Raw genomic sequence first — 26,089 nt, 5'->3', positions numbered from 1 at the left:
CAATCGTATAATGATCGACCTGGAAACGGTCGGAAGCACGCCGGGCTGCGGCATCTTGTCGATCGGCGCTGTGGCGTTCCATGTCGACGGCTGGGTGGTCGACGAGTTGTATGTCGTCGTGTCTCGTATCAGCTGCCGAGAGCATGGCCTGTTCGAAGAGCGGGACACGCTGGACTGGTGGGCAAAGCAATCGGACGAAGCGCGCCAAATCCTCCTGCTGGCCGAGGATCCTGACGGTACGCTTTCGCTATCCGCGGCGCTGGATGAACTGAACCGGTTTGTCTCGCGCCACCCCGGTTGCACGGTTTACGGCAACGGCTCCGATTTCGACAACGCGATCCTTGCCGCCGCCGCCCGCGCTGCCGGTTGCAAGCTGGCGTGGCCGTTCTGGCAAAACCGATGCTATCGGACCATGAAGGGCCGCACTCCACAGGTGAAGCTGGCCCGGGTCGGCACGCATCACAATGCGCTTGATGACGCGCGGACGCAGGCACAGCACCTAGGGCAGATCGAGAGATCACTGGCGCTGACCAGCGCCAAGGTCGACGCGGCTCAGCGATTCATCGGATGGATGGCCGATTGGTATCAGCGTCGCACGTCGCGCCGCATCCTCTGCTTCAGCTGGAACACCCTGAGCCGAGCCGCTGCCTTGGACAGCGCGCGGGCCACTTTCGATGCGATCGATTTGGACGAGCCTTTCGGATGCCCCGGCATCGACTGGGACGAAGACGATGCGCAGGCGCTGGTCGACGAAGACCTTCGGCACTGGGAAGCGGCATGACCCCCGCCGAGATCAACGCGATCGGCGTCATGCTGGCGAGTCTGCGGGACGAAGGGGAGGCGGCTGTGGTCGTCGCTGTCGCTGCGCACGGCCCGTCGACGGACATGCCAGAGGGCTGCGTGTCGGCAACCGTGGTCGCCCGCACCGCCGAGAATGGCGGTTCGATCATGCGGACCCGCACCGCTGGCCAGGAAGCGCCGCACAGCGCGACCGCCGCCGCGAAGTATCTGGCCGACGCCATCGGCCTCGCCCGCGCCGACCTGCGCCGCCAGCAGGCCCGCCGCGAGAAATCTCAGGAGAACGCCAATGCGTAAGCCTAGCCGCGCCCTATCGGCGCTCGCCTTCATCACCGCGATCGCGATGGGTTTTTACCTCGCGATCGAGCTTTTCTCCTATGCCCTGGGGGAGTCCGCCCGTGGCTGACCAAATACCCGATAGCACGAAGAGCGTCAGGATCGCGTTGGAAGACGTGACGCCGGTGATTGCTGCTGCCTTTGCCGATGACCCCTGCCTGATCTGGTCGGGCGAGCATCGCGCCTATTGGGTCGCGGGCGGCAACGGCTACACGACCGGTGCCGCATATGCTGGCCGCTGGACGATCGCAGATGCGTATCAGCAGACCAAGCACTGTGACCCGACGAAGCAGATCTCGTTCGAGCGTGTCGATGCCACCCGCGCCGCCCCGCCCGCGATGGATCGGGAGGCGGTGGAGGTTACGGCCGATCGGCTTGGCAAGATCATGCAGGAGGCATGGGGCGAAATCTGTGACGATGCCGGTGCCCACCCCAGCGACGTGGCCCACGGTCGCGGCACGGTCCTGCATTATCGCCCGAGCCATTGGACTAGTCTGATCGCGCTGCGCCTCACCGAACGCCTCTCCACCCTCTCCGCCGACGCGATCCGCCAGGGGGAGGGGGTGCGTCCGTCAGATGATGCCCTTTTGCCATTCCTCCCTGACACCATTGAAGCAGGGCGTCGGCTGGGCGTTGAGCGGTCCGAATGGCTTACGGGGTGGTTTACCTCTTGGTCGCCGCGAAACGACAATAGCAACGCTGAGGGCAACTGGTCTGAATGGGTCAAATTGGCGCACGCCATCATTGGATATAACCGTGAGGCAATAGCGGCACTTACCGCCACCCCCGCCTCTCACGCCAGCGATGGGGGGAAGGCATGATCTGCACGAAATGCAGCGGCGCAGGATGGTCGTTCCGTGTGTCGCGGACGCCCCGGCATCGTGCCTGCCCGAAATGCCACACCACCGGCGTCCACCCGGCTGACCATAGCGACGTGATCCGCGTCCAGACCCAAAGGAACGCAGCATGACCACCCGACAGACGCCGGATGCTGTGCGCGAGGCGATCATCAAATACACGCAGCACCATGTCGGGTGCGCGGTCTATGGAACGTGGGTCCACGGCGAGCCTAAATGCTCGTGCGGTTTGGATGAAGCCCGCAACGCCCTCGCCGCCCTCGACAGCCGCGCGGTAATGAATGCCGCAAGCGACCTTCGCGACTTCGCCGACCAGGTGATGGAAGCGGCGGCGAACTGTTGCACAGACCCCGACGCCGGCCCGAGCAGTCAAACCAGCGTTTCCTTCACAGGCGAAGAAGGCGCGCGGATCGCCAATGACCTGCACCGGCTGATCGACAGCCGCGCGGGCGATGCGGGGGAGGGGCCGATTAATACGGGCGAAGAATGCCCGGTCTGCCACGCGATATTCGCCATATGGCCGTCTGCGAACAAGATGGTTTGCCACTGCCAAACGCATCCATGGTTCCCGGCAGCCGCCACCCCCGCGCCCGCTGTCGATGCGAGCGAGGAATTGCGACGTGGCAAGGATGAGATCCGCAGCCTCATCGAAAGCATCTGGCGCGCCGAGTTCAGCAAGGACGCCCCCAACTGGAAGCCGCTAGACGATCTGCCCGGCATGATCTCCCAGATGGACAACATGTATGCGGGCGTCCGTAGCCAGCGGGATAAAGCACGGTGGGATTTGCATAATCCGCCCGCTGTCGATGCTCATGAGGACAACCCCGCTCGCCCAGGCGAATGGGATCATCGCTATCGTCCGCTCGCACATGGCGAAATCATCGCTGAAACCGACGAATGCCGACGTGATGACGGCACGTGGATTACGGGGGTTTGCGTTGGCCAGCCCGCACCTGACCCAGCCTACACGTCGCATCGTGTGTATCGTCGGCTGAAGTCGCCCGCTGTCGATGCGGTCCCGGCGGGGGAGGTTGATACCTATACTCGTTGGCTCGCTGGCGACGAGACTCTGCCGACGCTATCCCGCGAGCAGTACCTACGGTTTCAAGCGCGCAGTGACCGTGCAATTAAAGATCGCCAACGCACCCCCAAGACTGTCGCGGATCGGGTAGCAGAAGTCCGCCGTAATCCGGATGATCCTGATTGGGATAACTGCCCGGCCTGCAAGGTCGGGTCGTTAGATACGGGGTACGAGTGCAACGCTTGCGGCTTCGATGCGCAGCCTCTGGTTCATTTCAGGGATGCCTGCGAAGCTCGGGGCGAAAGGATGCACCCTTCGGGGCTATACGAGAGCGAGATAGCGAACCCCTTCCATGCCGCCCTCTCGCACGGGGAGGGGCGGAAGTGATGCAGGTGCTCGACCTGTTCAGTGCGGCCGCCGGGGGATGGTCCCTAGGCATGCACCGCGCCGGGTTCACGACGATCGCCGCGTGCGAGGTCGAAGCCTGGCGGCGCGCGCTCTATTCCGAAAACAATCCAGGCGTGAAGGTTTACGACGATGTCCGCACACTTACGGCAGACCGACTTCTCGCTGATCTTGGACGACTTCCGTCCATCGTCGTCGGCTCCCCTCCCTGCCAAGATATCAGCAGCGCCAACACCAAGGGCAAAGGCGTCGAAGGGGAGCGCTCGGGCCTCTACTTCGAAGCCATCCGCATTATCGGAGAGTGCCGCCCTCGTTGGTTCGCTCTTGAGAACAGCGCTAATCTCCGAACTCGGGGCGCTGACGCCGTCATCGCTGCGCTGGAGGCAATCGGCTACGCCTGCTGGCCGGTCGTGGTTCGTGCTGGCGACGTCGGAGCCAACCACGAGCGACCCCGCTGCTGGCTCATCGGGTGCGACCTTGCACAAGTTGCCGACGCCGATGGCCTCGGATGGGATGAAGGATGGCGCGGGCGGGGGCTCGGGTTCGACGTATCCGTTTCGGCAGATCCTAGCGACGCCGCGTGCGTCGGACATGAAGGCGGGTGGCCACGGGGACACGGGCCGGATGGGATCGGCGCGCCACCAGTTACAGGAAGCGATGCTCGCGACGCCGCGCAAGACGGACGCCGACAGGGGCTTCCGTGGGGACGTGCTGAGCCAGCTGAACGGCTATCCATCGCGCCATGCGGGGATGCTGGGTACGCCAACAGCGAATCCTGCCCCACGGGGATCAGTGCTGAGACGGCAGAAGGGTCGTATGACCACGGATCAGGACGACTTCGATCGGACCCCGAACATGGGGGAGGTCGTGCATTTCCTGATGCCCGAGACACTCCCGACCCCGACCAAGCGGGACAAGCGGATGGATGCATGGTCCCCGGCATACGACAAGCGGAAATCGCCAACGATGGACGCTGTGCTCGACGGCGCGATGATGGACCGGGCACCGGACAAGTGGGCCTATGCTCGCCAGATCGCGGCAATGCTGACCGAAGCGGGCCTGACTGGTCCCTCGGCCACCTTGCCGATCACCTACGGCTGGATGATGGGCTATCCGCCCGGCTGGCTGGGACGCGCGTTGCTGTCGGCAATGGCAAAGGACAGTCTGCGGCCAGCCTCATCGTCGAAGCGTTCGGCGATGCGGTCATCCCCCAAATCCCCGAAGCCATAGGCAAGGCGATCCTGCGCACGGAAGCGGCGCTGTCTGCCATCTATGGGAGGTCCGCCGCATGACCGCCTCCGGTTTCGCGATGAGCGAGAGCGCCTACAGCTGGCAGATGCAGCCGGAGGTGCAGCAGCTGCGGGCCGAGGGCCGGGGGCCGTCGTTCGGCGCGTGGTGCATGATCCTGCTGTGCCGCCTGTCGATCGAGCGGCACCGGTCCAGCGACGACTGGACGCCCGAGCGGTCCGACGCGGTGCATAGCCGTCTCGAGCCGCGACTGGATGCCCACGGCGAACCGCCGCCGCCGTTCGCGCAATGCTGGATCCGCGCCCAAGCCGACACACACCAGCACTTCGCGCGCAAGGGCGCGACCCAGGCGAAGCGCGCAGATGCAACCGCATGGCTCGACGCTCTTAGGGCGCTCTGGCGGCGATATGTTCCTGAGGAGGGCCGCACCAATGCGTGACGCCGATTCCCTGATCCTGCTCGCCGACGAATGCGAGCACATGAGCTCGGGCCAGGATTTCGATCGTGCCGAGCTCTTCGGCATATTCCGGGCAGCCTGGCCGCGCGCGGCGTTTGCCAGCGGTCAGGCGTGCGATGAGGCGCGAAACGAATTCTTCCGCCTGTGGGAATCGGGCGCGAAGGTCGATGCCGCCACGCTCATCGCGCCGCCTGGCTGCATCTATCGGAGTGGCCATTCGGCGATAGCGCCGACGCCGCGCCGGTTCTTTTGCGACGCGGTCACCGATGGCCCCCATGCGAGGGACTGCCACGCCCTCGCTGACACCGAAGCTCTTGCGCGCTTGGCGGCATTCCTGCGCGCACATATTCCGATGGAGGGGAGGGGATAATGGGACTGGCTCTGGCCGACCTGCCCGACTGGCCTGCGGGCATGAACCGCGAAACCGCCTTGGCCTATACCGGCATCGGCGAGGCGCAGCTGCGCGAGTGGGAGAAGACCGGGAAGGTCAACTTCCGGCCGCGCGGTCCGAAGGGTGCCATGCTCGCGCTCCGGTCTGATCTCGACACGGCTCTTGCCGACCTTTTCAATTCCGATCTCGCTGAGGACCTTGGCTTTGCCTAACGTGCGCCTGCCTTCCTATGTCCAAATCCACCGCCGCGCCGATGGCGGGAAGGCTTATTACTGGGTCCGTCCGAAGTGGGCATCGCCGCCGACAGAGCGCCATGGGAAGACCTGCCCCGTGTCATCGTCCCCGCTGGGCACCGATCTGGCAAAGGCGATCGCGCACGCCGAGGCGCTGAATAAGGCGTTCAAGGAATGGCGCGAGGGCGCGCTGTCGAAGGCTGTCCCTGGCTCGGTAGCCTGGCTGTTCGGCTGGTATCGGAAGCTCGAAAAGTTCACCGCCCTGCGTCACAACACGCGCGCCGGGTATCAGGTCTGCATGAATCAAATCGAGGACGTGGCGATGAAGGCGGGGACCTTCGGCCAGCGCAAGGCCAGCGCAATCGACGCGACCGCCGCCGACACCCTCTACAAGAAGCTGCGCGAGAAGCACGGCGAGCGCCAGGGTTCATACGCGATGCAGGTCTGCCGTCTCGTCTGGAACCAGGCGTCGCGCCACGGGAAGGCCACGGGCGTTAAGGAAAACCCATTCGCAGGTATGGGCATCAAGTCGAGCAGCGGAGCGGGCCGGGGTAACAGAGCAGCGACGCGCGCCGAGTATGACGCCTATCGCGCCGCCGCGCGCGAGATGGGTAAGCAGAGCATGGCGACCGCCGCTGCGATCTGTTTCGAAGCGTGCCAGCGCGTCTATGATGCCTTCGGGTTCGAGGATCCGGACGGCCGGGTCAGCCGCGGCGTGCGCTGGGGCGGATATCTCCCCGGCGAGCGGATCGGCCTCATCCAGTCGAAGACCGGCAACGTGGTCGACATTCCGCTGGTCGACACAATCGACGGCGAGCGGCTCGACCTATACCCCGAGCTTGAAGCCGAGATCCGCCGGATCGATCGCCGTGACGCCGCCGACCTGATCATCCTCGATGAGCGGACCGGCCAGGCGTACACCAAGGATTACATGAACAAGCTCCACCGGCGCATCCGCGATAAAGCGGGGCTGCCCGGCGACCTGAAGTTCACCAGCTTCCGCCATGGCGGCATCACGGAGATCGGCGACAGCGGCACCGACGACGTGCGCGCGGTCTCCGGCCATACGACGCTGGAGGTCACCCGCATCTACAACAAGGCGAACCAGGAAAAGGCCAAACAAATCGCCGCGCGCCGCCGGGAGCATATCGCCGTCGTGACCGCTGGCAGCACACCCGAAGGGAAGGAAGCAGAATGACGGCCAAGCGCTACACCGCCGCAGACGTCCGCGCGGCGCTTCTCAATCGCCATCGGGCGCCGGAATGGGCGTGCTTCTTCGAGGTCGCCGATGGAACCGGCGCACGTGCGACGCGATCGGCTGATGCTATCGCGATGAGCCTTTACCCGTCGCGCGGGCTTCGCCTGCACGGGTTCGAGATCAAGGTCAGTCGATCCGATTGGCTGCACGAACTGAAGCAACCCGATAAGTCCGTGGCCATACAGCGCTACTGCGATCATTGGTGGGTGGTGACGCCAGCCGACATCATAAAGGATGGCGAATTGCCGCCGACCTGGGGCCACCTCATCCTAAAGGGCAACGGCCTCCATTGCGCGACGAAGGCCCCGGCCCTTGACCGGGCGGCTTGGGAACCGGAGTTCCTCGCCGCTCTTCTCCGGCGTGCACATGACGCCAGAGAGAAAGCGATCCGCGACGGGGTGGATGCCGCAATGGCTAGCGAGCGAGCCGCCATCGAGGCGGAAGTAGCGAAGCGAGTTTCGCGCGAGCTGTCGATGCGGTCCAGTCGACACGATGAGGCCGTGAAGCAGCTGGCCGCAATCCGCGAGGCAGCCGGGATCGAGCCTGATCGATATTTTGATGGTGAGGGATTCGGCCGCGCAATCGGGCTGGTGCACCGTGCGGGCGTCACCGCAACTTACGGCTCGCTCGACACCTTGGCGCATCAGGCCCGACGTTTGGTCGAAGCGGTCGAAGCGGTGCGCCCCGAATCGGGGGCAGCAACTCGACACGGCTGATTCGCAACACCCTAAATGTCGTGAGAACAGACCGCGAATGTCATAACGCTTGTCATAATGTGTGTAATAATGCCGCCGGTTGCGAGCTGGTCGCTCAAGCAGGAAATGGCGGAAAACCTACAGCGCCGGTGGCTCCCTGAGTAGGATTCGAACCTACGGCCGCTCGATTAACAGTCGAGAGCTCTACCGCTGAGCTATCAGGGAATGTTCCGGCGCTGTGGAGGGGTCCTATAAAGGGCCGGGAAAAACCCGCAACCCCTTTTTTGACGCTTTTGCGTAAGTCTTGCCGCCAAAGCTGTGGATAAATGCGGGTCGGGCCTTTGTTGGCTTCCATTCCTCCCCTGCAAGGGGAGGTGGCAGGCCGAAGGCCTGACGGAGGGGTGTCCCGCTCTCGATAGGGGTGACACCCCTCCACCATCCTCCGGATGGTCCCCCTCCCCTTGCAGGGGAGGAATAAGAGGTTATGCGGTGGCCTCCGTTAGGAGACGAACTGTTCCATCGTGATGCGGTCATCGAGCGCATGTTCGGGATCGAACATCAGCGTCAGCTCGCGCGAGCGGTCCATGCAGATATCCACCTGCGCCACGTCGCGGACCTCGCGCTGGTCTGCCACGGCCGAGACCGGGCGCTTGCCCGGGTCGAGGACCTTGATCGAGATGCGGGCCTTGTCGGGCAGGATCGCGCCACGCCAGCGCCGGGGGCGGAACGGGCTGATCGGGGTCAGCGCGATCAGCGCCGAGCCGAGCGGCAGGATGGGGCCCTGCGCCGAAAAATTATAGGCGGTCGATCCGGCCGGTGTGGCGGCCAGGATGCCGTCGCAGGCCAGTTCGGGCAGGACGATGCGTTCGTTGACCATCACCTCCAGCTTGGCGGTCTGGCGGGTTTCGCGAAGGAGAGAAACTTCGTTGATCGCGGGCATGGTATGGACGCGGCCGTCGATGCCGGTGGCGGTCATCTTCAGCGGGGTGACGCGGAACGGCTTGGCGCGGGCCAGCCGATCCTCCAGCCCATAGCCGCGCCATTCGTTCATCAGGAAGCCGACCGTGCCCAGGTTCATGCCGAACACCGGCACGGCCCCGCGCCGCCGCTCCAGCATCCGATGCAGCGTCTGGAGCATGAAGCCGTCACCGCCCAGCGCGATGACATAATCCGCCTCGTCGAAATCGACCCAGTCGGCGCTTTGCAGCAGGTCGGCGGCCGCGGTCTGGGCGGGCGCGGTGGGCGAGGCGACGAGCGCCCGCCGGACGGGAAGGGTCATCCGCCGGTCACGCTCATATGACGCGACACGGCCGGGGCCGATCCCGCCTCGATACGGAAATCATGCCGGGCGGGCTTGGCCGCCAGTCCCAGATCGATCGCCGTATCCAGCGCTTCGATCCCCCCGTTCCGCAGCGCGGCCTTCAAATCCACCTGATCCTCATGACCCAGGCACATATACAGCTTGCCTTCGGTCGTCAGCCTCACGCGGTTGCAGCCGTCGCAAAAATTCGCGGTGAGGGGAGAGATCAGGCCCAACCGCGTCTCGCTGCCTTCCACCTGCCAGTAACGGGCGGGGCCGCCGGTGCGATGCCCGGCGCGGACCAGTGGGAACTCCGCCGCCAGCCGGTCGAACACGGCCGTCAGCGGCAGGAAACGGTCGACCCGGTCCTCGTCGATCGCGCCCAGCGGCATCGTCTCGATAAGGGACAGGTCCAATCGCTCCGAAACGCACCACGATAGCATCGAAGCAATCTCGTCCTCGTTCATCCCCTTGAGCGCGACCATGTTGATCTTGACCGCCAGGCCGGCGTCGCGCGCGGAGAGGATGCCATGGATCACCTGACCGACATCGCCGTGCCGGGTGATATAGCGAAAGCGTTCGGGATCGCGGCTGTCCAGGCTGACATTGATGCGCTTCACGCCCGCATCGACCAGCGCACCCGCATGGTCGGCCAACCGGGTGCCGTTGGTGGTCATGGTCAGCTCGTCCAGGCCATGGCCGACATGGCCGCCCAGCCGCTTGACCAGATCGACGACATCGCGGCGGACCAGCGGCTCGCCCCCCGACAGGCGGATACGGGTCACGCCGCGCGCGATGAACCGCTCGGCGATAATCGCGATCTCGTCCAGGCTGAGCAGCTTGGCACGCGGCAGGAAGGTCATCTGCTCGGCCATGCAATAGCGGCAGCGCAGATCGCAGCGGTCGGTGACCGAGATACGCAGATAGCGGATCGTTCGGCCATGGCGATCGACCAGCGACCCGTCGGCCGGGCGCCGATCCGTCACAGCGACGGCATCCGCATTATCGGACGAATTATTGGCACGTCCCATCGTCATGACGGTAGCCCCAAGGCGGGACGCGAACAAGATCGATTGCCGTTGGTGATCCCAGTGGCGGTGGATAGGGTGCGCCCATGACGCAGGATGAATTCGGTTTTAACGCCCACCGCAGGGGAACGGCGATCTTCGCGCTTTCGTTCCGCCATCCTGCGTTGCTGGACGAAGCGATCATCCGTGGCGGCTGGGCGATCTGGTCGATGGCGCCGCGCGACGGCGAGCATCCGCCCGGCGACATGCTGGTCAGCGCCTTCCTGGCGAGCGAGGCGCGCGTCGCGCTGATCGATGCGCGGGGCGAGGGCGATGCCGGGCTTCGTGCCGCGCAGGCACTGGGTGCGGTGATCGCGGCGACGGGGGCGGCCATGCTGGTTTCGGTGCCCGATTCGGATCCCGATACGCTCGAAGCGTTCCTTGCGGCGGGGGCCACGCATATCCTGGCGCCCGATGCGGGCGAACCCATGGTCCATGCCGCCTTGCGGCTCGCCGAGCGTCATGCCCGCCGGACTCTCGACGTGCGTCGACGCCGCACCCATGCGGACGGCGAGGTGGGCGAAATCCATCGCTGGGTCGCCGATACGCTGGATCGGGGCGAGCCCTGCGTCGCGATCGTCGTGTCGCTGTCGCGGCTGGACCTGATCAACGCTGCACACGGCCGACCGGCGGGCAATATGCTGTTGCGCGGGGTCGAGGCGCGAATGCAGGCGGTCGCGGCCGAGGCGTTCGGCGACCGGGCGATCGTCGCGCGGTCGGGCGGTGCGGAGTTCGTCATGGCGGGCGTTGCCGATGGCCGACAGGCGCGGACCATTGCCGAAACGCTGGAGACGCTGCTCGCTCAGCCCGTACAGGCGGGCGCGGTGCCGATCCGTCTGGGCGTCCGGCTCGGTCTGTCCGAGGCGCGCCCCCATGAAGATCCCGCCAGCCTGCTCGCCCGTGCGGGGGAGGCGCTGGCCGAAGCGCAGGCAAGCGACGGCGCGATGTTGCGCTTCGCCCATCCCGGCGATGTGGCGCCACTGGACGTGCTGGCGGCCGATCTCCACCACGCCATCGAGCGCGGCGAGATCGACATCGTCTTCCAGCCGCAGGTCGCCATCCGCACCGGGCGGATCACGGGGGTCGAGGCGCTGGCGCGCTGGCGGCATCCGACCCTGGGGCCGCTGGGCGCCGATCCGCTGTTTGCCGCTGCCGAGCGCGCCGATCTGGGCCTGGCGCTGTCCGACCATATCCAGCAGGTCGCCCTGCAACGCGCGGCGCGCTGGCCCGCACGGCTGTCGCATCTGCGCCTGTCGATCAACGTGACCGCCGCCGATATCGGGCGGGCCGGTTTCGCCCGCATCTTCCTCGACCGCGTGGCGGCCAGCGGCTTTCCGATCGAGCGGCTGACCGTCGAGATCACCGAGACCGGGCTGATCCGCGAACTGGACCGTGCCGCGCAGGTGCTCGACACGCTGCGGGCGGAGGGTGTGCGGGTGGCGATCGACGATTTCGGTACCGGCTATTCCAGCCTGGCCTATCTCACCAGCCTGCCCATCGACTATCTGAAGATCGACCGTGCACTGGTGACCGAGGTCGATGGAACGCGGCGCGACCGGGTGGTCGTGCGCGGGATCATCCGCATCGCGGCGCAACTCGGCATGGGGATCATTGCCGAGGGGGTGGAGACCGAAGGGCAGGCCCAGTTGCTCGGGCGACTGGGCTGCGACACCTATCAGGGTTTCCTGTGCGCCGCGCCGCTGGACGAAAAGGCTTTGCAGGCGATGGTCGAGGGAGAGATGGAATGCGCGGCCTGACGATCGCGGCGGCCTTTGCGCTGTCGCCCATGGCGGTTCATGCCGCCGCTCCAGTCGCCGATCCGGCCGAAGCCGCAATCCGGTCGGCGATGCTGGAGAGTGCGCAAGGATGGAATGGCGGCGATCTCGACCGCTTCATGGCCATCTATGCGCCCGATGCGGTGTTTGTCGGCAGCAAGGGGCTGATTCAGGGAAAGCCTGCCATTGCCGACAGTTATCGCAAGAGCTTCGCTGGTGGTGCGAATAGCCGCGGGCAGCTTCGCTTCGACTTTCTCCATCTGAAGCGGATCGGCGACCACCGTATCCTTTTCGCCCGATGGAACCTGTCGGGCGGCGCGAAGGCCGAGAGCGGGATGACCACCCTGGTCTTCGAACGCCGCGCCGATGGCTGGAAGATCATCTCCGATCATAGCAGCTGATCCTCATTCCTCCCCAAGCTATGCGTGGGGAGGGGGAGGGCTCACCCCGCCGCCTTCGCCAATCCCTTCGACAATTGCAGCGCGCCATGCAGCCGCGCCTTGGCGTCAGGCCAGGCGCGGTTGAGGACCAGCTTGCCGTCCGGGCGCAGCTTGGCCAGTTCGCCCAGCCGCTCGACATAGGCGAACAGCCCGTCGACATTGGGCGGGCGGTTGTCGTGGAACGCGACCAGCACGCCGCGCGGGCCGACATCCATCTTGGCGATGCAGGCCTTCTTGGCGTTCAGCTTGATCTTGATGACCTGGATCAGATTGTCGGTCGCCTCGGGCAGCGGGCCGAAGCGGTCGATCATCTCGGCGGCGAATTCCTCCACCTCCTGATGCTTTTCCAAGTCGTTCAGGCGACGATAAAGCCCCATCCGCAGGTCGAGATCGGGGACGTAATCGTCCGGGATCAGGATCGGCGCGTCGACGGTAATCTGGGGCGAGAAGTCGCGCTTCTTCTCGAACGCGCCGCCCGCCTTGGCCTCCAGGATCGCCTCTTCCAGCATCGACTGGTAGAGTTCGTAGCCGACCTCCTTGATATGCCCCGACTGTTCGTCGCCGAGCAGATTGCCCGCGCCGCGAATATCCAGGTCATGGCTGGCCAGCTGGAAGCCCGCGCCCAGTGAATCGAGGTCGGACAGCACCTTCAGCCGCTTCTCCGCCGCCTCGGTCATCATCCGCTCTGGCGGCGTGACCATATAGGCATAGGCGCGCGTCTTCGACCGGCCGACGCGGCCGCGCAACTGATAGAGCTGGGCCAGGCCGAAGCGGTCGGCGCGGTTGACGATCATCGTGTTGGCGGACGGAATGTCGATGCCGCTCTCGATGATGGTGGTCGAGACCAGCACCTCGAACTTGCGGTCATAGAAGGCGGACATGCGCTCCTCGACCTCGGTCGCCGACATCTGACCGTGGGCGACGACATAGCGGACCTCCGGCACCTCCTTGCGTAGATATTCTTCGATATCCGGCAGGTCGGCGACGCGCGGGGTGACGAGGAAGCTCTGTCCGCCGCGATAATGTTCGCGCAGCAAGGCCTCGCGCAGCACCACCGGGTCCCAGGGCATGACATAGGTCCGCACCGCCAGGCGGTCGACCGGCGGCGTCTGGATAACCGACAGCTCACGCAGGCCCGACATCGCCATTTGCAGCGTGCGCGGGATAGGCGTCGCCGTCAGCGTCAGCATGTGGACGTCGGCCTTGAGCGCCTTCAGCCGTTCCTTGTGGGTGACGCCGAACCGCTGTTCCTCATCGACGATGACGAGGCCCAGCCGTTTGAACTCGACATTCTTGGCGAGCAGCGCATGGGTGCCGACGACGATGTCGATATCGCCGCTCGCCGCGCCGTCCTTGGTCCGCTTGGCCTCGGTCGCGGTAACGAGGCGGGAGAGGCGGCCGATCTTGATCGGGAAGCCCTCGAAACGGGCGACGAAATTGTTGTAATGCTGGCGCGCGAGCAGCGTGGTGGGGCAAACCACGGCCACCTGCATTCCCGCCATCGCCGCGACAAAGGCGGCGCGCAGGGCCACCTCGGTCTTGCCGAAGCCCACATCGCCGACGATCAGCCGGTCCATCGGCTTGCCCGCCGTCAGGTCGCCCAGCACATCGTCGATCGCCCGGTCCTGATCGTCGGTCTCCTCGTAAGGGAAGCGGTCGACAAAGGCCGGATAGCCCGCGCTGTCGGGCTCGGCCACCTCGCCGGGGCGCAGCGCGCGTTCGGCGGCCACGGCGATCAGCTCACCCGCGATCTCGCGGATGCGCTCCTTCATTCTGGCCTTGCGCCGTTGCCACGCCTCGCCGCCCAGCCGGTCGAGCGTCGCCCCGTCCTCGCCCGAGCCGTAGCGGGTCAGGACTTCGAGATTCTCGACCGGCACATACAGCTTGTCGCCGCCCGCATAGGAGAGCGCGACGCAGTCATGCGGGCTCTTGCCGACGGGGATCGAGGTCAGCCCCTCATAACGGCCGATACCGTGATCCGAGTGCACGACCAGATCGCCGGGCGAGAGCGTCGCCAGTTCGGCCAGGAAGGCGTCGGCCGACTTGCGCCGCTTCTGGCGGCGGATCAGCCGGTCGCCCAGCATGTCCTGCTCGGTGAGCACCGCGATTCCGGGCGCGGTGAAGCCATGGTCGAGCGGCAGGACGACCAGAGCGACGCCGAAACTCTTGGAGATATCGGCGATGCCCAGCGCTTCTTGCCAGGTTTCGGCCGCCTTGGCGCCCTTCAGCCCGTGATCCTTCAGCAGGCTGCCGAGCCGCTCTCGCGCGCCGACCGAATAGCTGGCCAGGACGGGCTTGCGGCCTTCCTTGCGGAGCGCCTCGACATGATCGACCACCGCCTCATAGATATTGGCGTGCGCCGCGCGTTCGGGCGCGAAATCGCGCGCGCCGTCGACCTCGAAATCCAGGACGGTGGCGCTTTGCGGCTCATGAAAGGGCGAGACGAGATGCCCGGTCGCGGTCTCCAGCCCTTCGCCCCATTCCATGTCCGTCAGGTACAGCGCCTTGGCGGGTAGCGGGCGAAAGCTGCCCGGCTGCGCGGCCTCGGCGCGTTTGCGGTTCTCGTAATAGTCCGCCACCGCCTCGAACCGCGCGGTCGCCGCTGCGGTCACGCCGCTGTCGCGCACCACCACCGCAGCCTCGCCGAGATGGTCGAACAGCGTCGAGAGCTTTTCCTCGAACAGCGGCAGCCAATGCTCCATGCCCGCCATGCGCCGCCCTTCGGACACCGCCTGATACAGCGGGTCGCCGGTCGCGGTCGCGCCGAAGGTTTCGCGATAGCGGGTGCGGAAGCGCTTGATCGATTCCTCGTCGAGCAGCGCCTCAGAGGCGGGGAGCAGGGTGAAGCCCTCGACCCGGCCCGTCGTCCGCTGGTCGGCGGGGTCGAAGGTCCGAACGCTCTCGATCTCATCGCCGAAGAAATCGAGACGCAACGCCTGTTCCTCGCCGCTGGGGAACAGATCGACCAGGCCGCCGCGCACCGCGAACTCGCCCTGGTCATGCACTGTCTCGGTACGGACATAGCCATTCGCCTGGAGCAGCGCGGACAGCTTCTCCAGCCCGATCCGCTCGCCCGGCGCGAGGCGCGCGACCAGCTGGCGGATGCGGAACGGGGTCAGCACGCGCTGGGTCGCGGCGTTGGCCGTGGTCAGGACCAGCTGCGGCGTCTTGGGTTTGGCTTGGAGCCGGTGGAGCCCCGCGATCCGCTCCGCCATGACGCGCAAGGTGGGCGAGGCGCGATCATAAGGCAGGCAGTCCCAAGCGGGGATCTGCAGGATTTCCAGCTCGGGCGCGAAATAGGTCGCGGTCGAGGCCAGTTCGCGCATCTGCGCTTCGTCGGCACAGATGAACACCGCGCGCGTGGTCGCGGCTCGTGTCAGATCGGCGAGCAGCACCGGCAGGAACCCCGCCGGAACGCCCGACAGGGTCAGCGGGCTCTTGGCGGTCAGGATCGTCTTGATATCGGGCATGGGGTTCCGAAGCTGGGGGTGTTGGGGCTTGATGTCATCGGCTTCATTCACCCCTCCCCTTCAGCGCATTGAGCAGCGCCATCGCCCCGCCCATCAGGAGCGCGGCGACCAGCATCCGCCAGCTGCGCCGTCCACAGAGACCATCGCCTGTGGCCTNATGGGCATCCGGCGGTCAAGCTGTCCGACAATCCCGCCAAGGCGACCGGCGATCCGGCCGAAATCGAACGCTATCTGCGCATCTTCGGCGAGGACGAGCGCAAGCGCCACGAGACCGAGGTGCAAGCATCTGAACGTCCGCAGGCCTATAAGTTACCGGGCGATCGGCACGAAATTCAGCGCGCGCATCCGCTGCATCACCGGGCCGTCCCATTGCGGCGGGCAGGGCTGCGTGCCGATCGCCCAGGCCATGATATCGACATCCTGCTCCTCCAGCAGCGCCTCGAACCAGTCGAGTTCCTCAAGGCTCAACGTCTCGTGATGCGCGTCGAAAAAGCCGCCGATCATCAGGTCGGCTTCCTTGGTGCCGCGATGCCATGCGCGGAAGCGGAGGCGCTTGATACGGGTTTCGTGGTCCATGGGGTTCCGATCCAACGAGATTAACGCCCACATGCTCTGGCGGCGCGCGGGGGCTTGAGGCTATACGCACCCATCTAGTCATGCGTCCCGATATCCTCAATCCGCTGTTCGCCGAGGTCACGTCGCTGAAAGGCGTCGGTCCCGGTCTTGCCAAGCCTTTGGAGCGCCTGCGCATCGCGCGCGTGGTCGATGTCGCCTTTCATCTGCCGACCGGCCATATCGACCGCTTTCCGCGTGACGAGTTGATGGTGTCGGATGCGGGGAGGGTCATCGCCATCCCGCTGACCGTGAAGGAGCATCGCGCTTCGTCCTCCCCGCGCGGGCCGACGCGCGTGCGTGCCGAGGATGCGGCGGGCAACAGCGTCGCGCTGGTCTATTTCGGCGGTAATTCGGGCTGGGTGAAGAAGCTGCTGCCGATCGGCGAGACGAAGGTCGTGTCGGGTCGCCTCGACCTCTATGGCCAGGATTTGCAGATCGTCCATCCCGATCTGGGCGACAGCGCGGAAGGCTTCCGCGAGCGCGAGGCCATTTATCCCCTGTCGGAAGGGATCACCTCGCGGCGGCTGGGGGCGCTGGCGGCGCAGGCGGTGGAACGGTCGCCCGAACTGCCCGAATGGATCGAGTCGGGGCTGAAGGCGCAGCGCGGCTGGCCCGACTGGAAGGACGCGCTGGCCCGTATCCATGCCGATCCGGCGGACGCGAAGGCTCGCGAGCGGCTGGGCTATGACGAAGTGTTCGCCAACCAGCTGGCGATGACGCTGGTCCGCGCCGATACCCGCAAGCGGCGGGGGCGGGCCTTGCATGGCGACGGGCGCTTGAGGGACATGCTTAAGCTGCCCTACACGCTGACCGGCGCGCAGAGCCGGACGGTGCGCGAGATCGAGGGTGATCTGGCGCAGGACGCACCGATGCTGCGGCTCCTCCAGGGCGACGTGGGGGCGGGCAAGACGCTGGTGGCGGCGATGGCGATGCTGATCGCGGTCGAGGCGGGGGCCCAGGCAGCGATGCTGGCGCCGACCGAAATCCTGGCGCGCCAGCATTATGAGACGCTGCGCAAGACGCTCGCCGGGCTGCCGCTCGAGATCGCGGTGCTGACCGGCCGCGACAAGGGCAAGGCGCGGGAGGCTACGCTGATGGCGCTGGCGGCGGGCGAAATCGACATTCTGGTCGGCACCCATGCGATTTTCCAGCAGACCGTGACCTATCGCGACCTGGCGTTGGTGGTGGTCGACGAACAGCATCGCTTCGGCGTGGCGCAGCGGATGATGCTGTCCGCCAAGGGCAAGGCCCCGCCGCACCTGCTGGCGATGACCGCGACGCCGATCCCGCGCACCCTGACGCTGGCCAATTACGGCGAGATGGATGTCAGCCGGTTGGACGAGATGCCGCCGGGGCGCCAGCCGATCGAGACGCGCGTGGTGTCGGAGGACCGGCTGGACGAAGTGGTCAACGCGCTCGGTCGGCATCTGTCGGACGGGGGGCAGGCTTACTGGGTCTGTCCGCTGGTCGAGGAGAGCGAAAAGTCCGACCTCGCCGCCGCCGAAATGCGCGCCGAGACCCTGCGCGCGCGGTTCGGCGAAAGGGTCGGCCTGGTTCACGGCAAGATGAAGCCTGCCGAGAAAGACGCGGTGATGGAGGCTTTTGCGGGCGGACGGCTGGGCGTGCTGGTCGCGACGACGGTGATCGAGGTGGGGGTCGACGTGCCTAACGCCACGCTGATCGTGATCGAGCATGCCGACCGCTTCGGCCTGGCGCAGTTGCATCAGTTGCGCGGGCGCGTCGGGCGGGGCGGGGGGCTGTCGCGGTGTCTGCTCCTGCGGGGCTCGCATTTGTCGGAAACGTCGCGGGCGCGGCTTGCCCTGATGCGCGAGACCAATGACGGCTTCCGCATCGCCGAAGAGGATCTGCGGTTGCGGGGGGCTGGCGAACTGCTCGGCACGCGGCAATCGGGGGAGATGGCGTTCCGGCTCGCCACGCCCGAAAACATGGCCGACCTGATGCAGTGCGCGCAGGACGACGCACGGTTGCTGATAGACCGTGACGGTGGGCTGGAGGCACCGCGCGGGCAGGCGGCGCGGACGGCGCTTTATCTCTTCGAGCGGGATGCAGGCGTCGCGCTCTTGCGTTCGGGCTGAACGAAGCGGCGTTCGTGGCGTTGGGCGCGGATGGCTGCTGTCTTTCCGCTCATCCTCGTCCTGATCGCCGGTCTCGGTTTGGCGATCCAGCCGCCGACCAATGCGGCACTCGCCAAGGCGTCGGGGTCGGTGGTGCTGGCGGCGCTGACCTCGTTCCTGATCGGGACGATCGTCCTGGCGATCGCCTGGGCGGCGATGGACCGGACGAGCCCGACGGCGCTCAATGGCGCGCCGGGCTGGGCGTGGTTGGGCGGCTTTTACGGCGCCGGGTTCGTGGCTGTGCTGGCCTATGCGGCACCGCGACTGGGGATTTCCGTGGCGCTGACGGCGGCGATCGCCAGCCAGCTGGTGGCGGCGCTGATCGTCGACCATTTCGGGCTGTTCGGGGTGCGGGTCGAGCCGGTGACGATCGGGAAGGTCGTGGGGGTGGCGCTGGTGATTGCGGGCGCGGTGGCGGTGAAGCGGGGGTGAGGCGCGGCTCGTACCCCGGCGGAGGTCGGGGTCCAGTTGCCTTGCGGCTGATTGGTCGGCGAAGATGCCTCCCACGCACCGCTATCCCGCTTCGTCGACTTGGCAGAAACTGGGCCCCGGCCTTCGCCGGGGAACAGCCCCTATAAAGAGGGAGTAGCCCTCAACCCCGTTCAGCCTGAGCCCTTCGGCTGGCTGGCAAGCCAGCCGCTCAGGATAAACTTCGGCGCATAGCGCCGAAGTCGAAGGCCACGGGAATTACCCCGCCGTCAGCAATCCGTGGTTCTTCTTGCCCGACGAAATCTTCACCGGCTCGCCCTGAACGGCGATGACGGCATTCTCATCCGCCACCTTCTCGCCATCCACCCGCGCGCCGCCGCCCGCAATCAGCCGCCGTGCCTCGCCCTTGGACTTGGCAAAGCCCAGCCCGATCAGCGCGTCGACGATGGAAACCGACCCGCCCTCGACCGCAAAGCTTGGCAACGCCGCACCCGCCGCACCTTCCTCGAAGGTCCGACGCGCTGTCTCGGCCGCTTCGTCCGCCGCCGCGCGGCCACGGCACATGGCGGTGGCTTCGTTGGCGAGGATCTTCTTGGCCTCGTTGATCTCCGCGCCTTCCAGTGCCTCCAGCCGCGCGATCTCGTCCAGCGGCAGGTCGGTGAACAGGCGCAGCAAACGTCCGACGTCACGATCGTCGGTGTTGCGCCAGAATTGCCAGTAATCGAAATGCGGCAGCTGGTCCTCGTGCAGCCAGACCGCACCCGCCATCGTCTTGCCCATCTTGCCGCCGTCCGCCGTGGTGATCAGCGGGGTGGTGACGCCGAACACTTCCGTCCCGTCCATGCGCCGGGCCAGCTCGATGCCGTTGACGATATTGCCCCACTGGTCCGACCCGCCCATCTGCAACCGGCAGCCATGACGCTGCGCCAGTTCGCGGAAGTCATAGGCCTGGAGGATCATGTAATTGAATTCTAGGAAGCTGAGCGACTGTTCACGATCGAGGCGCAGCTTCACCGAATCGAACGACAGCATCCGATTGACCGAGAAATGCTGACCCACTTCGCGCAGGAAGGGGATATATTCCAGCTTGTCGAGCCAGTCGGCATTGTCGACCATGACCGCATCGGTCGGGCCGTCACCGAAGGTCAGGAAGCGTTCGAAGATACGCTTGATCGAGGCGACATTGGCCTTGATCCCGTCCTCGCCGAGCAGCTTGCGCGCCTCGTCCTTGAAGCTGGGGTCGCCGATCTTGCCGGTGCCGCCGCCCATCAGGACGATCGGCTTGTGGCCGGTCTGCTGCATCCGGCGAAGGAGCATGATCTGCACCAGGCTGCCGACATGCAATGACGGCGCGGTCGGGTCGAAACCGATATAACCCGGCACCACGCCGCCTGCGGCCAGACGGTCCAGTGCGGCGCCGTCGGTCATCTGGTGGACGTAACCCCGTTCATCCAGGGTGCGAAGCAGATCGGAAGTGTATGCCATGATGACTGGCCGTTACACCGCCGATCCGCGTTCGTCACCCCAAAGGCATTGGGAGATCAGCGACAGACGGTCCGTCCGTTACGCTCGACATAGTTGCAGGGGCGATAGCCCGAGCCGCGGCCGGTATAGTTGGTATAGTCGCCCTGCGAGCGCGGATCGACATAGCCGGGGGTGCGGCGCGCCCGGTCATATTCACGTGCCACGCGGGCTTCGCGGCGAGCGCGCCAGTCGTTGCTGCGCCAGCCCCGGTCGTCACGCCAGCCGCGCCGTTCGCCCCGCCAGTCGCGGCGATCCTCGCGCCAGTCGCGACGATCGCGCCGGTCCCGGTCATTGCGGGGCCCATCGTCACCGCGCCAGGACTGCGCTTCGGCACTCGCCACCGGCAGGACCGTCGTCGCAGCGACGCCCGTTACGGACAGGCCGATCGCCGCCAGAACATGGAACATCTTCTTCATACGCCAACTCCCAGGGGCAACGGCCCCGTGTTCGTTTTCAACCTATGGCAGGTCGTGGCGTTCCGAATCCTGAACCACCCGTTAGGCAGCGTTCATAAAGCAGGCATGGGTCATGGCCTGGGCAGCTGGCTGAGCGGATCGACGGGGGTGCGGCCCCGGCGCAGCTCGAAATGCAGTTCGGGACGGTCGGCAAAGCCCGTTTGTCCGGACAGCGCCAGCGTCTGGCCACGCTTCACGCTCTGGCCGCGCTGGACTATCAGCTTCGATGCATGGCCATAGACGCTGGTCCAGCCGTCGCCATGCTTGACGATGACCAGCCCGCCCAGCGCCGCGATCCCGTCACCGACATAGGCGACCACGCCGTCCGCCGTCGCCTTGATCGGCGTGCCGACCGGCGCCGCGATCTTGATCCCGTCGTTGCGCTCGCCGCTGGAGCCCGCGCCGAACCGCTTCACGACGCGGCCGTCGACCGGCCAGGCAAAGCCCGAGCGCAGCCGCGCGGGGGCCGCGACCACAGCGGTCGGCGGCAGGACGCGGCGCGGCGTCGCGCTGGGCTTGGCCGGTTCCTGGTTGCTGGCGAGCGCGGGCTCGCCGCCGGTCAGGATGTCGTCCACGTCGAGCTTGAAGGCGGCGGCGCGCTCGGCAGCGCTGCTGAGCGGGGTGGCGCCAGGAGCCGTGCCGGGGATCAGGATCCGCTGTCCGGCGCGCAGGACATAGGGTTCGCTGAGCGCATTGGCATCGACGATCCGCGACCATGAAACGCCATAAGCCCGCGCGATGGCGATGCCGCTCTCGCCCGAGCGGACCAGGTGATAGCGGCCGCCGGGAATGGTCAGGCGCTGGCCCGCGCGGATCATGAAGGGCGGGGCCAGCCCGTTGGCACGCGCGATGACTTCCGAACCGGCCCCTGCGCGATCCGCCACGGCGCGCAGCGTGTCGCCGGGCTTCACGACATAGACGCTCTCCGCGATTTCGCGCGCGTCGGGCGCGACGGGGCGCACTTCCCAGGGGGGGCGCGGGGCGGGCAGCGAGGATACGGGCGCGGTCGGTGTCGTAACGGGAACCGACCGCTGGACGACAGGTGCTGCAACCGGCGGGCGCCGGGCAGGGCGGGCAGTGGTGACGGGCACCGAGCGGCGGATGGCCGGGCGCGTGGAACCGGGTCGGGAGACAGGGGTGACGGGGGCAGGCCGCGTCACCGGGCTGGCCTGTGGCGGCGCGGTGACGACTGGAGCAGGAGGTGCGACCGGCTCGGCGGCGCGCATGGGAGGCTCCATATTTGGAATGCAGCCCGATACGAGCAGCCCCAGCCCCAAGATCCGCCCGATGGCAACCGATGTCCGATCCAACCCCACGTCCCCCAGAAAGCCGTTTCGTGATCCGCTTAGCGATAGGCTTCGTTAAGCATAACGAATGAGGGTTCATGCGTCAGGTCGAGTTGCAAAGGCGTTACCGCGATGTGATCGGCGGCGATGGCGTCGAGATCGCTGTCCGCGCCCGGCCGATGCGGCAGGCGGCCCAGCGCCAGCCAGTAATAGTCATAGCCGCGCGGATCGGCCCGCTTCTCGAACCGTGCCCGGCCATAGTCGCGCAGGCCCTGGCGCGCGATACGGATGCCCTTGACCGCGTCCGGCGCGACCGGCGGAAAGTTGACGTTGATCAGCGTTCGCGCCGCAAAGTCCAGGTCGAGCAGCGGGCGCAGCACCCGCTCCCCCCAGGCTTCGGCCGTGGCGAAGGAGACCTGGTCGCCGACCCCCTGCGTCGGATAACGCTGGCTGAGCGCGATCGAGCGGATGCCGGCCATCGCCCCTTCCATCGCGGCCGATACCGTACCCGAATAGAAGACATCCTCGCCCAGATTGGCACCGCGATTGACGCCTGACAGGATCAGGTCGGGCTTGGCGTCCTTCATCACCTCGCCCAGCGCCATCAGCACCGAGTCGGTCGGCGTGCCCGTCACCGCAAAGCGCCGCTCACCAAATTGCCGCAGCCGCATCGGCCGGGTCAGGGTCAGCGAACGGCTGGTCCCCGACTGGTCCTCGGCGGGCGCCACGATCCAGACATCGTCCGACAGCGTCGCCGCGATCCGCTCCAGGGCGGCGAGCCCCGGCGCGTGATAGCCATCGTCATTGGTGAGCAGGATGCGCATCAGCGCGGCTCCAGCACCGCTTGCCCGCCCAGATAGGGGCGCAGCACCTCGGGCACGACGACCGAGCCGTCGGCCTGCTGGTAATTCTCGATGACGGCGACCAGCGTACGGCCGACCGCCAGCCCCGAGCCGTTGAGCGTATGGACGAAGCGGGTGCCCTTGCCTTCGGTGGGGCGATAGCGCGCCATCATCCGCCGCGCCTGGAAATCGGTGCAGGTCGAACAGGACGAAATCTCGCGATAGCGCGCCTGTCCGGGAAGCCAGACCTCCAGGTCATAGGTGCGCGCCGCCGAGAAACCCATGTCGCCGGTGCACAACAGCATCCGGCGATAGGGAAGGCTAAGGGCCTCCAACACGCCCTCGGCACAGGCGGTCATCCGCTCATGCTCGGCATCCGACTGGTCAGGAGTGGTGATCGACACCATCTCGACCTTGTCGAACTGGTGCTGGCGGATCAGGCCGCGCGTGTCGCGCCCGGCCGCACCCGCTTCCGAACGGAAACAGGGGGTCAGCGCGGTGAAGCGCAGCGGCAGTTCCGCCTCGCTCAGGATCGCCTCGCGCACGATGTTGGTCAGCGAAACTTCCGCCGTCGGGATCAGCCAGCGGCCATCAGTGGTGCGGAACAGGTCCTCGGCGAATTTGGGCAACTGGCCGGTGCCGAAGGCGGCTTCGTCGCGGACCAGCAAGGGCGGCTGGACCAGTTCGAAGCCGTTTTCCTCGGTCATCCGGTCGAGCATGAACTGGCCGAGTGCGCGCGACAGCCGCGCCATGGGGCCGCGCAGCAGCGTGAAGCGCGCACCCGACAGCGCCACGCCGGTTTCGAAATCCATGCCCAGCGCAGGCGCGATCGCGTCATGCTCGCGCGCCTCGAAGGCGAAGGTCGCGGGGCTCCCCTTCTGGTGGACCAGCGCATTGTCATTCTCGTCCGCTCCTTCCGGCACATCGGCGGCGGGCAGGTTGGGAATGGCGGCGAGTGCGGTGTTCAGCTCGGCCTCGACGCCACGCTCCTGCTCCTCCAGCTCCGGGAGCTTGGCCTTCAGCGCGGCGACCTCGTCCATCAGGGCTTGGGCGCGCGCCTCGTCCTTGGACGCCTTGGCCTGGCCGATCTGCTTGGACAGGTCGTTGCGGCGGGTCTGCGCATCTTGCGCCTCGGCGATGACGGCGCGGCGGCGCTCGTCGATCGCGATCAGCGTATCGGCCTGGGGTTCCGCACCCCGCTTGGCGAGGGCGGCGTCGAAGGCGGCGGGGTCGTCCCGGATCAGGCGAATGTCGTGCATGGGGCCGAGGCTATGGCGTTCGCTCCGCCGTCACGCAACCCGTGGCGAAGCGTCCGCGTTATCCCCGGGCTCATAGAAGGAGAAACGCGATGCAGGTGCCGCATAACAGCTTCGTGCTGGTCGTCGATGGCCGCAAGAGCCTGTTCTTTCGAAACGAGGGGGATGCCGACTATCCCAATCTGATCGTAGAACACGCGGTCGAACATCCCAATCCGGCGGATCGCGACCAGAAGACGGACAGTGCCGGGGCGGCATCCTCTACCCAAAGCGGCGCGGGTGCGCCGCCGATCGCGCAGGGCGGATCGAACCAGGCGGGTGGCGGCGGCCAGGGTGCGCAGTTCGCCGCGTCGCGCGGCACGATGGGCGAGACCGACTTCCATCAGCAGGAAGAGGATCGCTTCGCCGCCGAGACCGCCGAGATGCTCAAGCGCCGCGCACTCGCCAACGAGTTCGAGTCGCTGATCGTCGTCGCCCCGCCCAAGACGCTGGGCGAGTTGCGCAAACATTATCACAAGTCGGTCGAGGATCGTCTGGTCGGCGAACTGGCCAAGGATTTGACCGGGCATCCGGTGCCCGAGATCGAGGCCGCGCTGCAAAAGGCGTGAATGCCGCCCGGCGGCGACGGATCAGGCCGTTTTGGGCTTGGCCAGTCGTCGCCGGATGACCAGCGCTGCCGCTGCGCTGCCGAACAGCAGCACCATCGGCGGGGCGGGCACCGGCGTCGGGGGCGGCGTGTCACCGCCCGAGGACGAGGCGCTGCTGGCCGAGGAGGCGCTCGACGCCGACGACGCGCTGGAGGCCGAGCTGGCCGACGAGCCGTTGGACGACCAGCCGCTGCTGCTCGACGCATAGCCGCTCGACGAAGCCGAGGAGGCGGACGATGCCGACGACGCCGAAGAGGTGCTGGACGCACTCGACGAACTGACGTCGCCCGAGGACGAACTGGTCGACGAAACATTGCCCGACGAGGTGGAGGAACCACCGGTCGACGAGGTGGACGACACGTTGCCCGAGGAGGTCGACGAGCCGCCGGTCGACGACGTCGACGATACGTTCCCCGAAGAGGTGGAAGAGCCGCCGGTCGAGGAGGTGCTCGACACGTTGCCCGAAGACGATGTGCTGGACACATTGCCGCTGGACGAGGTGCTGCTGACGCCGCCGGTCGAGGTGGACGATCCGCCCGAGCCCCCGGAGGCCGACGAGGTGGACGAACCACCCGATCCGCCGGACCCGCCCGATGCCGACGAGGTCGATCCGCCGCTGCTGGTCGAGGAGATCACGATGCTGCCGCTCGATCCGCCACCGCCGCCGAAGCCGCCGCCGAACCCGAACCCGCCGCCAAGGCCACCGCCCCAGCCCCCGCCGAAACCGCCACCCCAGCCGCCGATGACGGCGGGGACATAGCCGCCGCCCGGCGCGACCGATGGTGCGATGGCGGGCAGGGGGACGGGAACCGGCGGTTCCTGCGTCGTGACGGTCACGATCGTCGGAGGGGGCGTCGTGGTGGTCGTGGTCGTCCGCGTGACGGCATGCCGCCGCGCGGGCAGCGGGCGATGGTGCACGATGCGCTTCTTGACCTTGGTCTGCTTGACCAGCGCCGGGCGCTCGGGACGATCGACCATGTGGACGGCCCCGCCGCCGATCACGGCGCCGCCAGCGGCACAGGCCGTCAGTTTTGCCAAGGCCATTCGCACAGACATCGTCTTATCCTCAAACGGTTCAGGCCCGCAACGACACGGGACCGGACCAAGGCTTCAAACCGGGTGATGGTTCCGGCATCGCCACCCGACCGC

Annotated in this window: 25 protein-coding genes, 1 tRNA gene and 1 pseudogene; 16 read left to right on the top strand and 11 right to left on the bottom strand. The window is 66.7% G+C overall.

Going from position 1 to position 26,089, the window contains the following annotated elements; all coding sequences use genetic code 11:
• Nucleotides 1-10: 10 nt before the first annotated feature.
• From ASF14_RS16985 to ASF14_RS16935, 11 genes and pseudogenes are all read left to right on the top strand, one after another.
• The gene (locus ASF14_RS16985) at nt 11-781 is read left to right on the top strand and encodes a 3'-5' exonuclease (protein WP_056437781.1); all 771 of its coding nucleotides are present in this window, start codon (nt 11-13) and stop codon (nt 779-781) included.
• The gene (locus ASF14_RS16980; protein WP_056437777.1) at nt 778-1,095 is read left to right on the top strand and encodes a hypothetical protein; all 318 of its coding nucleotides are present in this window, start codon (nt 778-780) and stop codon (nt 1,093-1,095) included. The genes ASF14_RS16985 and ASF14_RS16980 overlap by 4 nt, the downstream gene beginning before the upstream one ends.
• Nucleotides 1,096-1,196: 101 nt before the next feature.
• Nucleotides 1,197-1,955: a hypothetical protein gene (locus tag ASF14_RS16975; protein WP_056437775.1), complete on the top strand. Its 759-nt coding sequence runs from the start codon at nt 1,197-1,199 to the stop codon at nt 1,953-1,955.
• Between the two features lie 145 nt (nt 1,956-2,100).
• The gene (locus ASF14_RS16970) at nt 2,101-3,399 is read left to right on the top strand and encodes a hypothetical protein (protein WP_056437772.1); all 1,299 of its coding nucleotides are present in this window, start codon (nt 2,101-2,103) and stop codon (nt 3,397-3,399) included.
• Nucleotides 3,399-3,830: pseudogene (locus ASF14_RS22615) on the top strand (DNA cytosine methyltransferase); the annotation flags it as partial. The gene ASF14_RS16970 and the pseudogene ASF14_RS22615, both read left to right, overlap by 1 nt.
• Nucleotides 3,831-4,041: 211 nt before the next feature.
• Nucleotides 4,042-4,647 carry a hypothetical protein gene (locus ASF14_RS22370; RefSeq protein ID WP_236697117.1) on the top strand — a complete coding sequence of 202 codons (606 nt, stop codon included), beginning with the start codon at nt 4,042-4,044 and terminating at the stop codon, nt 4,645-4,647.
• A gap of 58 nt (nt 4,648-4,705) precedes the next feature.
• The gene (locus tag ASF14_RS16955; protein ID WP_056437766.1) at nt 4,706-5,104 is read left to right on the top strand and encodes a hypothetical protein; all 399 of its coding nucleotides are present in this window, start codon (nt 4,706-4,708) and stop codon (nt 5,102-5,104) included.
• Complete coding sequence (locus ASF14_RS16950; protein WP_056437762.1) at nt 5,097-5,492, top strand: hypothetical protein; 396 nt, start codon at nt 5,097-5,099, stop codon at nt 5,490-5,492. Before ASF14_RS16955 ends, ASF14_RS16950 begins: the two co-directional genes overlap by 8 nt.
• The gene (locus tag ASF14_RS16945; protein WP_056437757.1) at nt 5,492-5,725 is read left to right on the top strand and encodes a hypothetical protein; all 234 of its coding nucleotides are present in this window, start codon (nt 5,492-5,494) and stop codon (nt 5,723-5,725) included. The genes ASF14_RS16950 and ASF14_RS16945 overlap by 1 nt, the downstream gene beginning before the upstream one ends.
• A 118-nt stretch (nt 5,726-5,843) precedes the next feature.
• The gene (locus tag ASF14_RS16940; RefSeq protein WP_168371559.1) at nt 5,844-6,944 is read left to right on the top strand and encodes a hypothetical protein; all 1,101 of its coding nucleotides are present in this window, start codon (nt 5,844-5,846) and stop codon (nt 6,942-6,944) included.
• Complete coding sequence (locus tag ASF14_RS16935) at nt 6,941-7,720, top strand: hypothetical protein (RefSeq protein WP_156361268.1); 780 nt, start codon at nt 6,941-6,943, stop codon at nt 7,718-7,720. Before ASF14_RS16940 ends, ASF14_RS16935 begins: the two co-directional genes overlap by 4 nt.
• Before the next feature lie 129 nt (nt 7,721-7,849).
• Here ASF14_RS16935 and ASF14_RS16930 read toward each other — a convergent pair.
• From ASF14_RS16930 to moaA, 3 genes are all read right to left on the bottom strand, one after another.
• Nucleotides 7,850-7,924 (bottom strand) — tRNA-Asn (locus ASF14_RS16930).
• 274 nt (nt 7,925-8,198) lie between these two features.
• A complete protein-coding gene (locus ASF14_RS16925) occupies nt 8,199-8,978 on the bottom strand; it encodes an NAD kinase (RefSeq protein WP_056437748.1) in 780 nt (259 codons plus the stop codon).
• Entirely contained in the window at nt 8,975-10,030 is a 1,056-nt protein-coding gene (gene moaA / locus ASF14_RS16920) for a GTP 3',8-cyclase MoaA (protein ID WP_443025828.1), read from the bottom strand. Before moaA ends, ASF14_RS16925 begins: the two co-directional genes overlap by 4 nt.
• A gap of 83 nt (nt 10,031-10,113) precedes the next feature.
• Here moaA and ASF14_RS16915 point away from each other — a divergent pair, with 83 nt between their 5' ends.
• Both ASF14_RS16915 and ASF14_RS16910 read left to right on the top strand, forming a co-directional pair.
• On the top strand, nt 10,114-11,823 hold the full coding sequence (locus tag ASF14_RS16915; protein WP_082442305.1) for a putative bifunctional diguanylate cyclase/phosphodiesterase: 1,710 nt from the start codon (nt 10,114-10,116) through the stop codon (nt 11,821-11,823).
• Nucleotides 11,811-12,242: a YybH family protein gene (locus tag ASF14_RS16910; protein ID WP_056437744.1), complete on the top strand. Its 432-nt coding sequence runs from the start codon at nt 11,811-11,813 to the stop codon at nt 12,240-12,242. The genes ASF14_RS16915 and ASF14_RS16910 overlap by 13 nt, the downstream gene beginning before the upstream one ends.
• Before the next feature lie 41 nt (nt 12,243-12,283).
• Here ASF14_RS16910 and mfd read toward each other — a convergent pair whose 3' ends face one another.
• The gene (gene mfd / locus ASF14_RS16905) at nt 12,284-15,751 is read right to left on the bottom strand and encodes a transcription-repair coupling factor (protein WP_056437742.1); all 3,468 of its coding nucleotides are present in this window, start codon (nt 15,749-15,751) and stop codon (nt 12,284-12,286) included.
• Nucleotides 15,752-16,060: 309 nt separating this feature from the next.
• Nucleotides 16,061-16,327, bottom strand: coding sequence for an FAD assembly factor SdhE (locus ASF14_RS16895; RefSeq protein ID WP_007404480.1), 267 nt, complete (start codon nt 16,325-16,327; stop codon nt 16,061-16,063).
• Between the two features lie 80 nt (nt 16,328-16,407).
• Here ASF14_RS16895 and recG point away from each other — a divergent pair, with 80 nt between their 5' ends.
• Both recG and ASF14_RS16885 read left to right on the top strand, forming a co-directional pair.
• Entirely contained in the window at nt 16,408-18,462 is a 2,055-nt protein-coding gene (recG, locus tag ASF14_RS16890; protein WP_056437735.1) for an ATP-dependent DNA helicase RecG, read from the top strand.
• Between the two features lie 30 nt (nt 18,463-18,492).
• Nucleotides 18,493-18,933, top strand: coding sequence for a DMT family transporter (locus tag ASF14_RS16885; RefSeq protein WP_056437733.1), 441 nt, complete (start codon nt 18,493-18,495; stop codon nt 18,931-18,933).
• 255 nt (nt 18,934-19,188) lie between these two features.
• On the opposite strand, the gene tyrS is transcribed toward ASF14_RS16885, so the two are convergent.
• From tyrS to serS, 5 genes are all read right to left on the bottom strand, one after another.
• Nucleotides 19,189-20,415 (bottom strand): tyrosine--tRNA ligase, encoded by a 1,227-nt coding sequence (gene tyrS, locus ASF14_RS16880; protein WP_056437730.1) that lies wholly within the window; start codon nt 20,413-20,415, stop codon nt 19,189-19,191.
• A 56-nt stretch (nt 20,416-20,471) separates the two neighbouring features.
• Entirely contained in the window at nt 20,472-20,870 is a 399-nt protein-coding gene (locus ASF14_RS22080; protein WP_056437727.1) for a hypothetical protein, read from the bottom strand.
• A gap of 110 nt (nt 20,871-20,980) precedes the next feature.
• The gene (locus ASF14_RS16870) at nt 20,981-22,135 is read right to left on the bottom strand and encodes a peptidoglycan DD-metalloendopeptidase family protein (RefSeq protein WP_236697115.1); all 1,155 of its coding nucleotides are present in this window, start codon (nt 22,133-22,135) and stop codon (nt 20,981-20,983) included.
• A gap of 119 nt (nt 22,136-22,254) precedes the next feature.
• Nucleotides 22,255-23,019, bottom strand: a complete 765-nt coding sequence (surE, locus tag ASF14_RS16865; protein ID WP_056437720.1) for a 5'/3'-nucleotidase SurE — start codon at nt 23,017-23,019, stop codon at nt 22,255-22,257.
• Complete coding sequence (gene serS / locus ASF14_RS16860; RefSeq protein WP_056437717.1) at nt 23,019-24,296, bottom strand: serine--tRNA ligase; 1,278 nt, start codon at nt 24,294-24,296, stop codon at nt 23,019-23,021. The genes surE and serS overlap by 1 nt, the downstream gene beginning before the upstream one ends.
• A gap of 89 nt (nt 24,297-24,385) precedes the next feature.
• Here serS and ASF14_RS16855 point away from each other — a divergent pair, with 89 nt between their 5' ends.
• Nucleotides 24,386-24,901 (top strand): host attachment family protein, encoded by a 516-nt coding sequence (locus tag ASF14_RS16855; protein ID WP_056437714.1) that lies wholly within the window; start codon nt 24,386-24,388, stop codon nt 24,899-24,901.
• A gap of 21 nt (nt 24,902-24,922) precedes the next feature.
• Here ASF14_RS16855 and ASF14_RS21680 read toward each other — a convergent pair whose 3' ends face one another.
• Nucleotides 24,923-25,984 carry a hypothetical protein gene (locus ASF14_RS21680; RefSeq protein ID WP_236697133.1) on the bottom strand — a complete coding sequence of 354 codons (1,062 nt, stop codon included), beginning with the start codon at nt 25,982-25,984 and terminating at the stop codon, nt 24,923-24,925.
• Nucleotides 25,985-26,089: the final 105 nt, after the last annotated feature.

This window comes from Sphingomonas sp. Leaf257 (assembly GCF_001422185.1).
Taxonomy (GTDB): Bacteria; Pseudomonadota; Alphaproteobacteria; order Sphingomonadales; family Sphingomonadaceae; genus Sphingomonas; species Sphingomonas yabuuchiae.
The sequence above is the reverse complement of the archived record's forward strand: the minus strand, read 5'-3'. Positions and strand labels throughout refer to the sequence as shown.

Bases quoted from the DNA above. Each gene is read 5' to 3' on its own strand.
- ASF14_RS16985 (WP_056437781.1), top strand. From the start codon at position 11: ATGATCGACCTGGAAACGGTCGGAAGCACGCCGGGCTGCGGCATCTTG.
- ASF14_RS16980 (WP_056437777.1), top strand. From the start codon at position 778: ATGACCCCCGCCGAGATCAACGCGATCGGCGTCATGCTGGCGAGTCTG.
- ASF14_RS16970 (WP_056437772.1), top strand. From the start codon at position 2,101: ATGACCACCCGACAGACGCCGGATGCTGTGCGCGAGGCGATCATCAAA.
- ASF14_RS22370 (WP_236697117.1), top strand. From the start codon at position 4,042: ATGGGATCGGCGCGCCACCAGTTACAGGAAGCGATGCTCGCGACGCCG.
- ASF14_RS16955 (WP_056437766.1), top strand. From the start codon at position 4,706: ATGACCGCCTCCGGTTTCGCGATGAGCGAGAGCGCCTACAGCTGGCAG.
- ASF14_RS16950 (WP_056437762.1), top strand. From the start codon at position 5,097: ATGCGTGACGCCGATTCCCTGATCCTGCTCGCCGACGAATGCGAGCAC.
- ASF14_RS16945 (WP_056437757.1), top strand. From the start codon at position 5,492: ATGGGACTGGCTCTGGCCGACCTGCCCGACTGGCCTGCGGGCATGAAC.
- ASF14_RS16935 (WP_156361268.1), top strand. From the start codon at position 6,941: ATGACGGCCAAGCGCTACACCGCCGCAGACGTCCGCGCGGCGCTTCTC.
- ASF14_RS16925 (WP_056437748.1), bottom strand. From the start codon at position 8,978: ATGACCCTTCCCGTCCGGCGGGCGCTCGTCGCCTCGCCCACCGCGCCC.
- moaA (WP_443025828.1), bottom strand. From the start codon at position 10,030: ATGGGACGTGCCAATAATTCGTCCGATAATGCGGATGCCGTCGCTGTG.
- ASF14_RS16915 (WP_082442305.1), top strand. From the start codon at position 10,114: ATGACGCAGGATGAATTCGGTTTTAACGCCCACCGCAGGGGAACGGCG.
- ASF14_RS16910 (WP_056437744.1), top strand. From the start codon at position 11,811: ATGCGCGGCCTGACGATCGCGGCGGCCTTTGCGCTGTCGCCCATGGCG.
- mfd (WP_056437742.1), bottom strand. From the start codon at position 15,751: ATGCCCGATATCAAGACGATCCTGACCGCCAAGAGCCCGCTGACCCTG.
- ASF14_RS16895 (WP_007404480.1), bottom strand. From the start codon at position 16,327: ATGGACCACGAAACCCGTATCAAGCGCCTCCGCTTCCGCGCATGGCAT.
- recG (WP_056437735.1), top strand. From the start codon at position 16,408: ATGCGTCCCGATATCCTCAATCCGCTGTTCGCCGAGGTCACGTCGCTG.
- ASF14_RS16885 (WP_056437733.1), top strand. From the start codon at position 18,493: ATGGCTGCTGTCTTTCCGCTCATCCTCGTCCTGATCGCCGGTCTCGGT.
- tyrS (WP_056437730.1), bottom strand. From the start codon at position 20,415: ATGGCATACACTTCCGATCTGCTTCGCACCCTGGATGAACGGGGTTAC.
- ASF14_RS22080 (WP_056437727.1), bottom strand. From the start codon at position 20,870: ATGAAGAAGATGTTCCATGTTCTGGCGGCGATCGGCCTGTCCGTAACG.
- ASF14_RS16870 (WP_236697115.1), bottom strand. From the start codon at position 22,135: ATGCGCGCCGCCGAGCCGGTCGCACCTCCTGCTCCAGTCGTCACCGCG.
- surE (WP_056437720.1), bottom strand. From the start codon at position 23,019: ATGCGCATCCTGCTCACCAATGACGATGGCTATCACGCGCCGGGGCTC.
- serS (WP_056437717.1), bottom strand. From the start codon at position 24,296: ATGCACGACATTCGCCTGATCCGGGACGACCCCGCCGCCTTCGACGCC.
- ASF14_RS16855 (WP_056437714.1), top strand. From the start codon at position 24,386: ATGCAGGTGCCGCATAACAGCTTCGTGCTGGTCGTCGATGGCCGCAAG.
- ASF14_RS21680 (WP_236697133.1), bottom strand. From the start codon at position 25,984: ATGGCCTTGGCAAAACTGACGGCCTGTGCCGCTGGCGGCGCCGTGATC.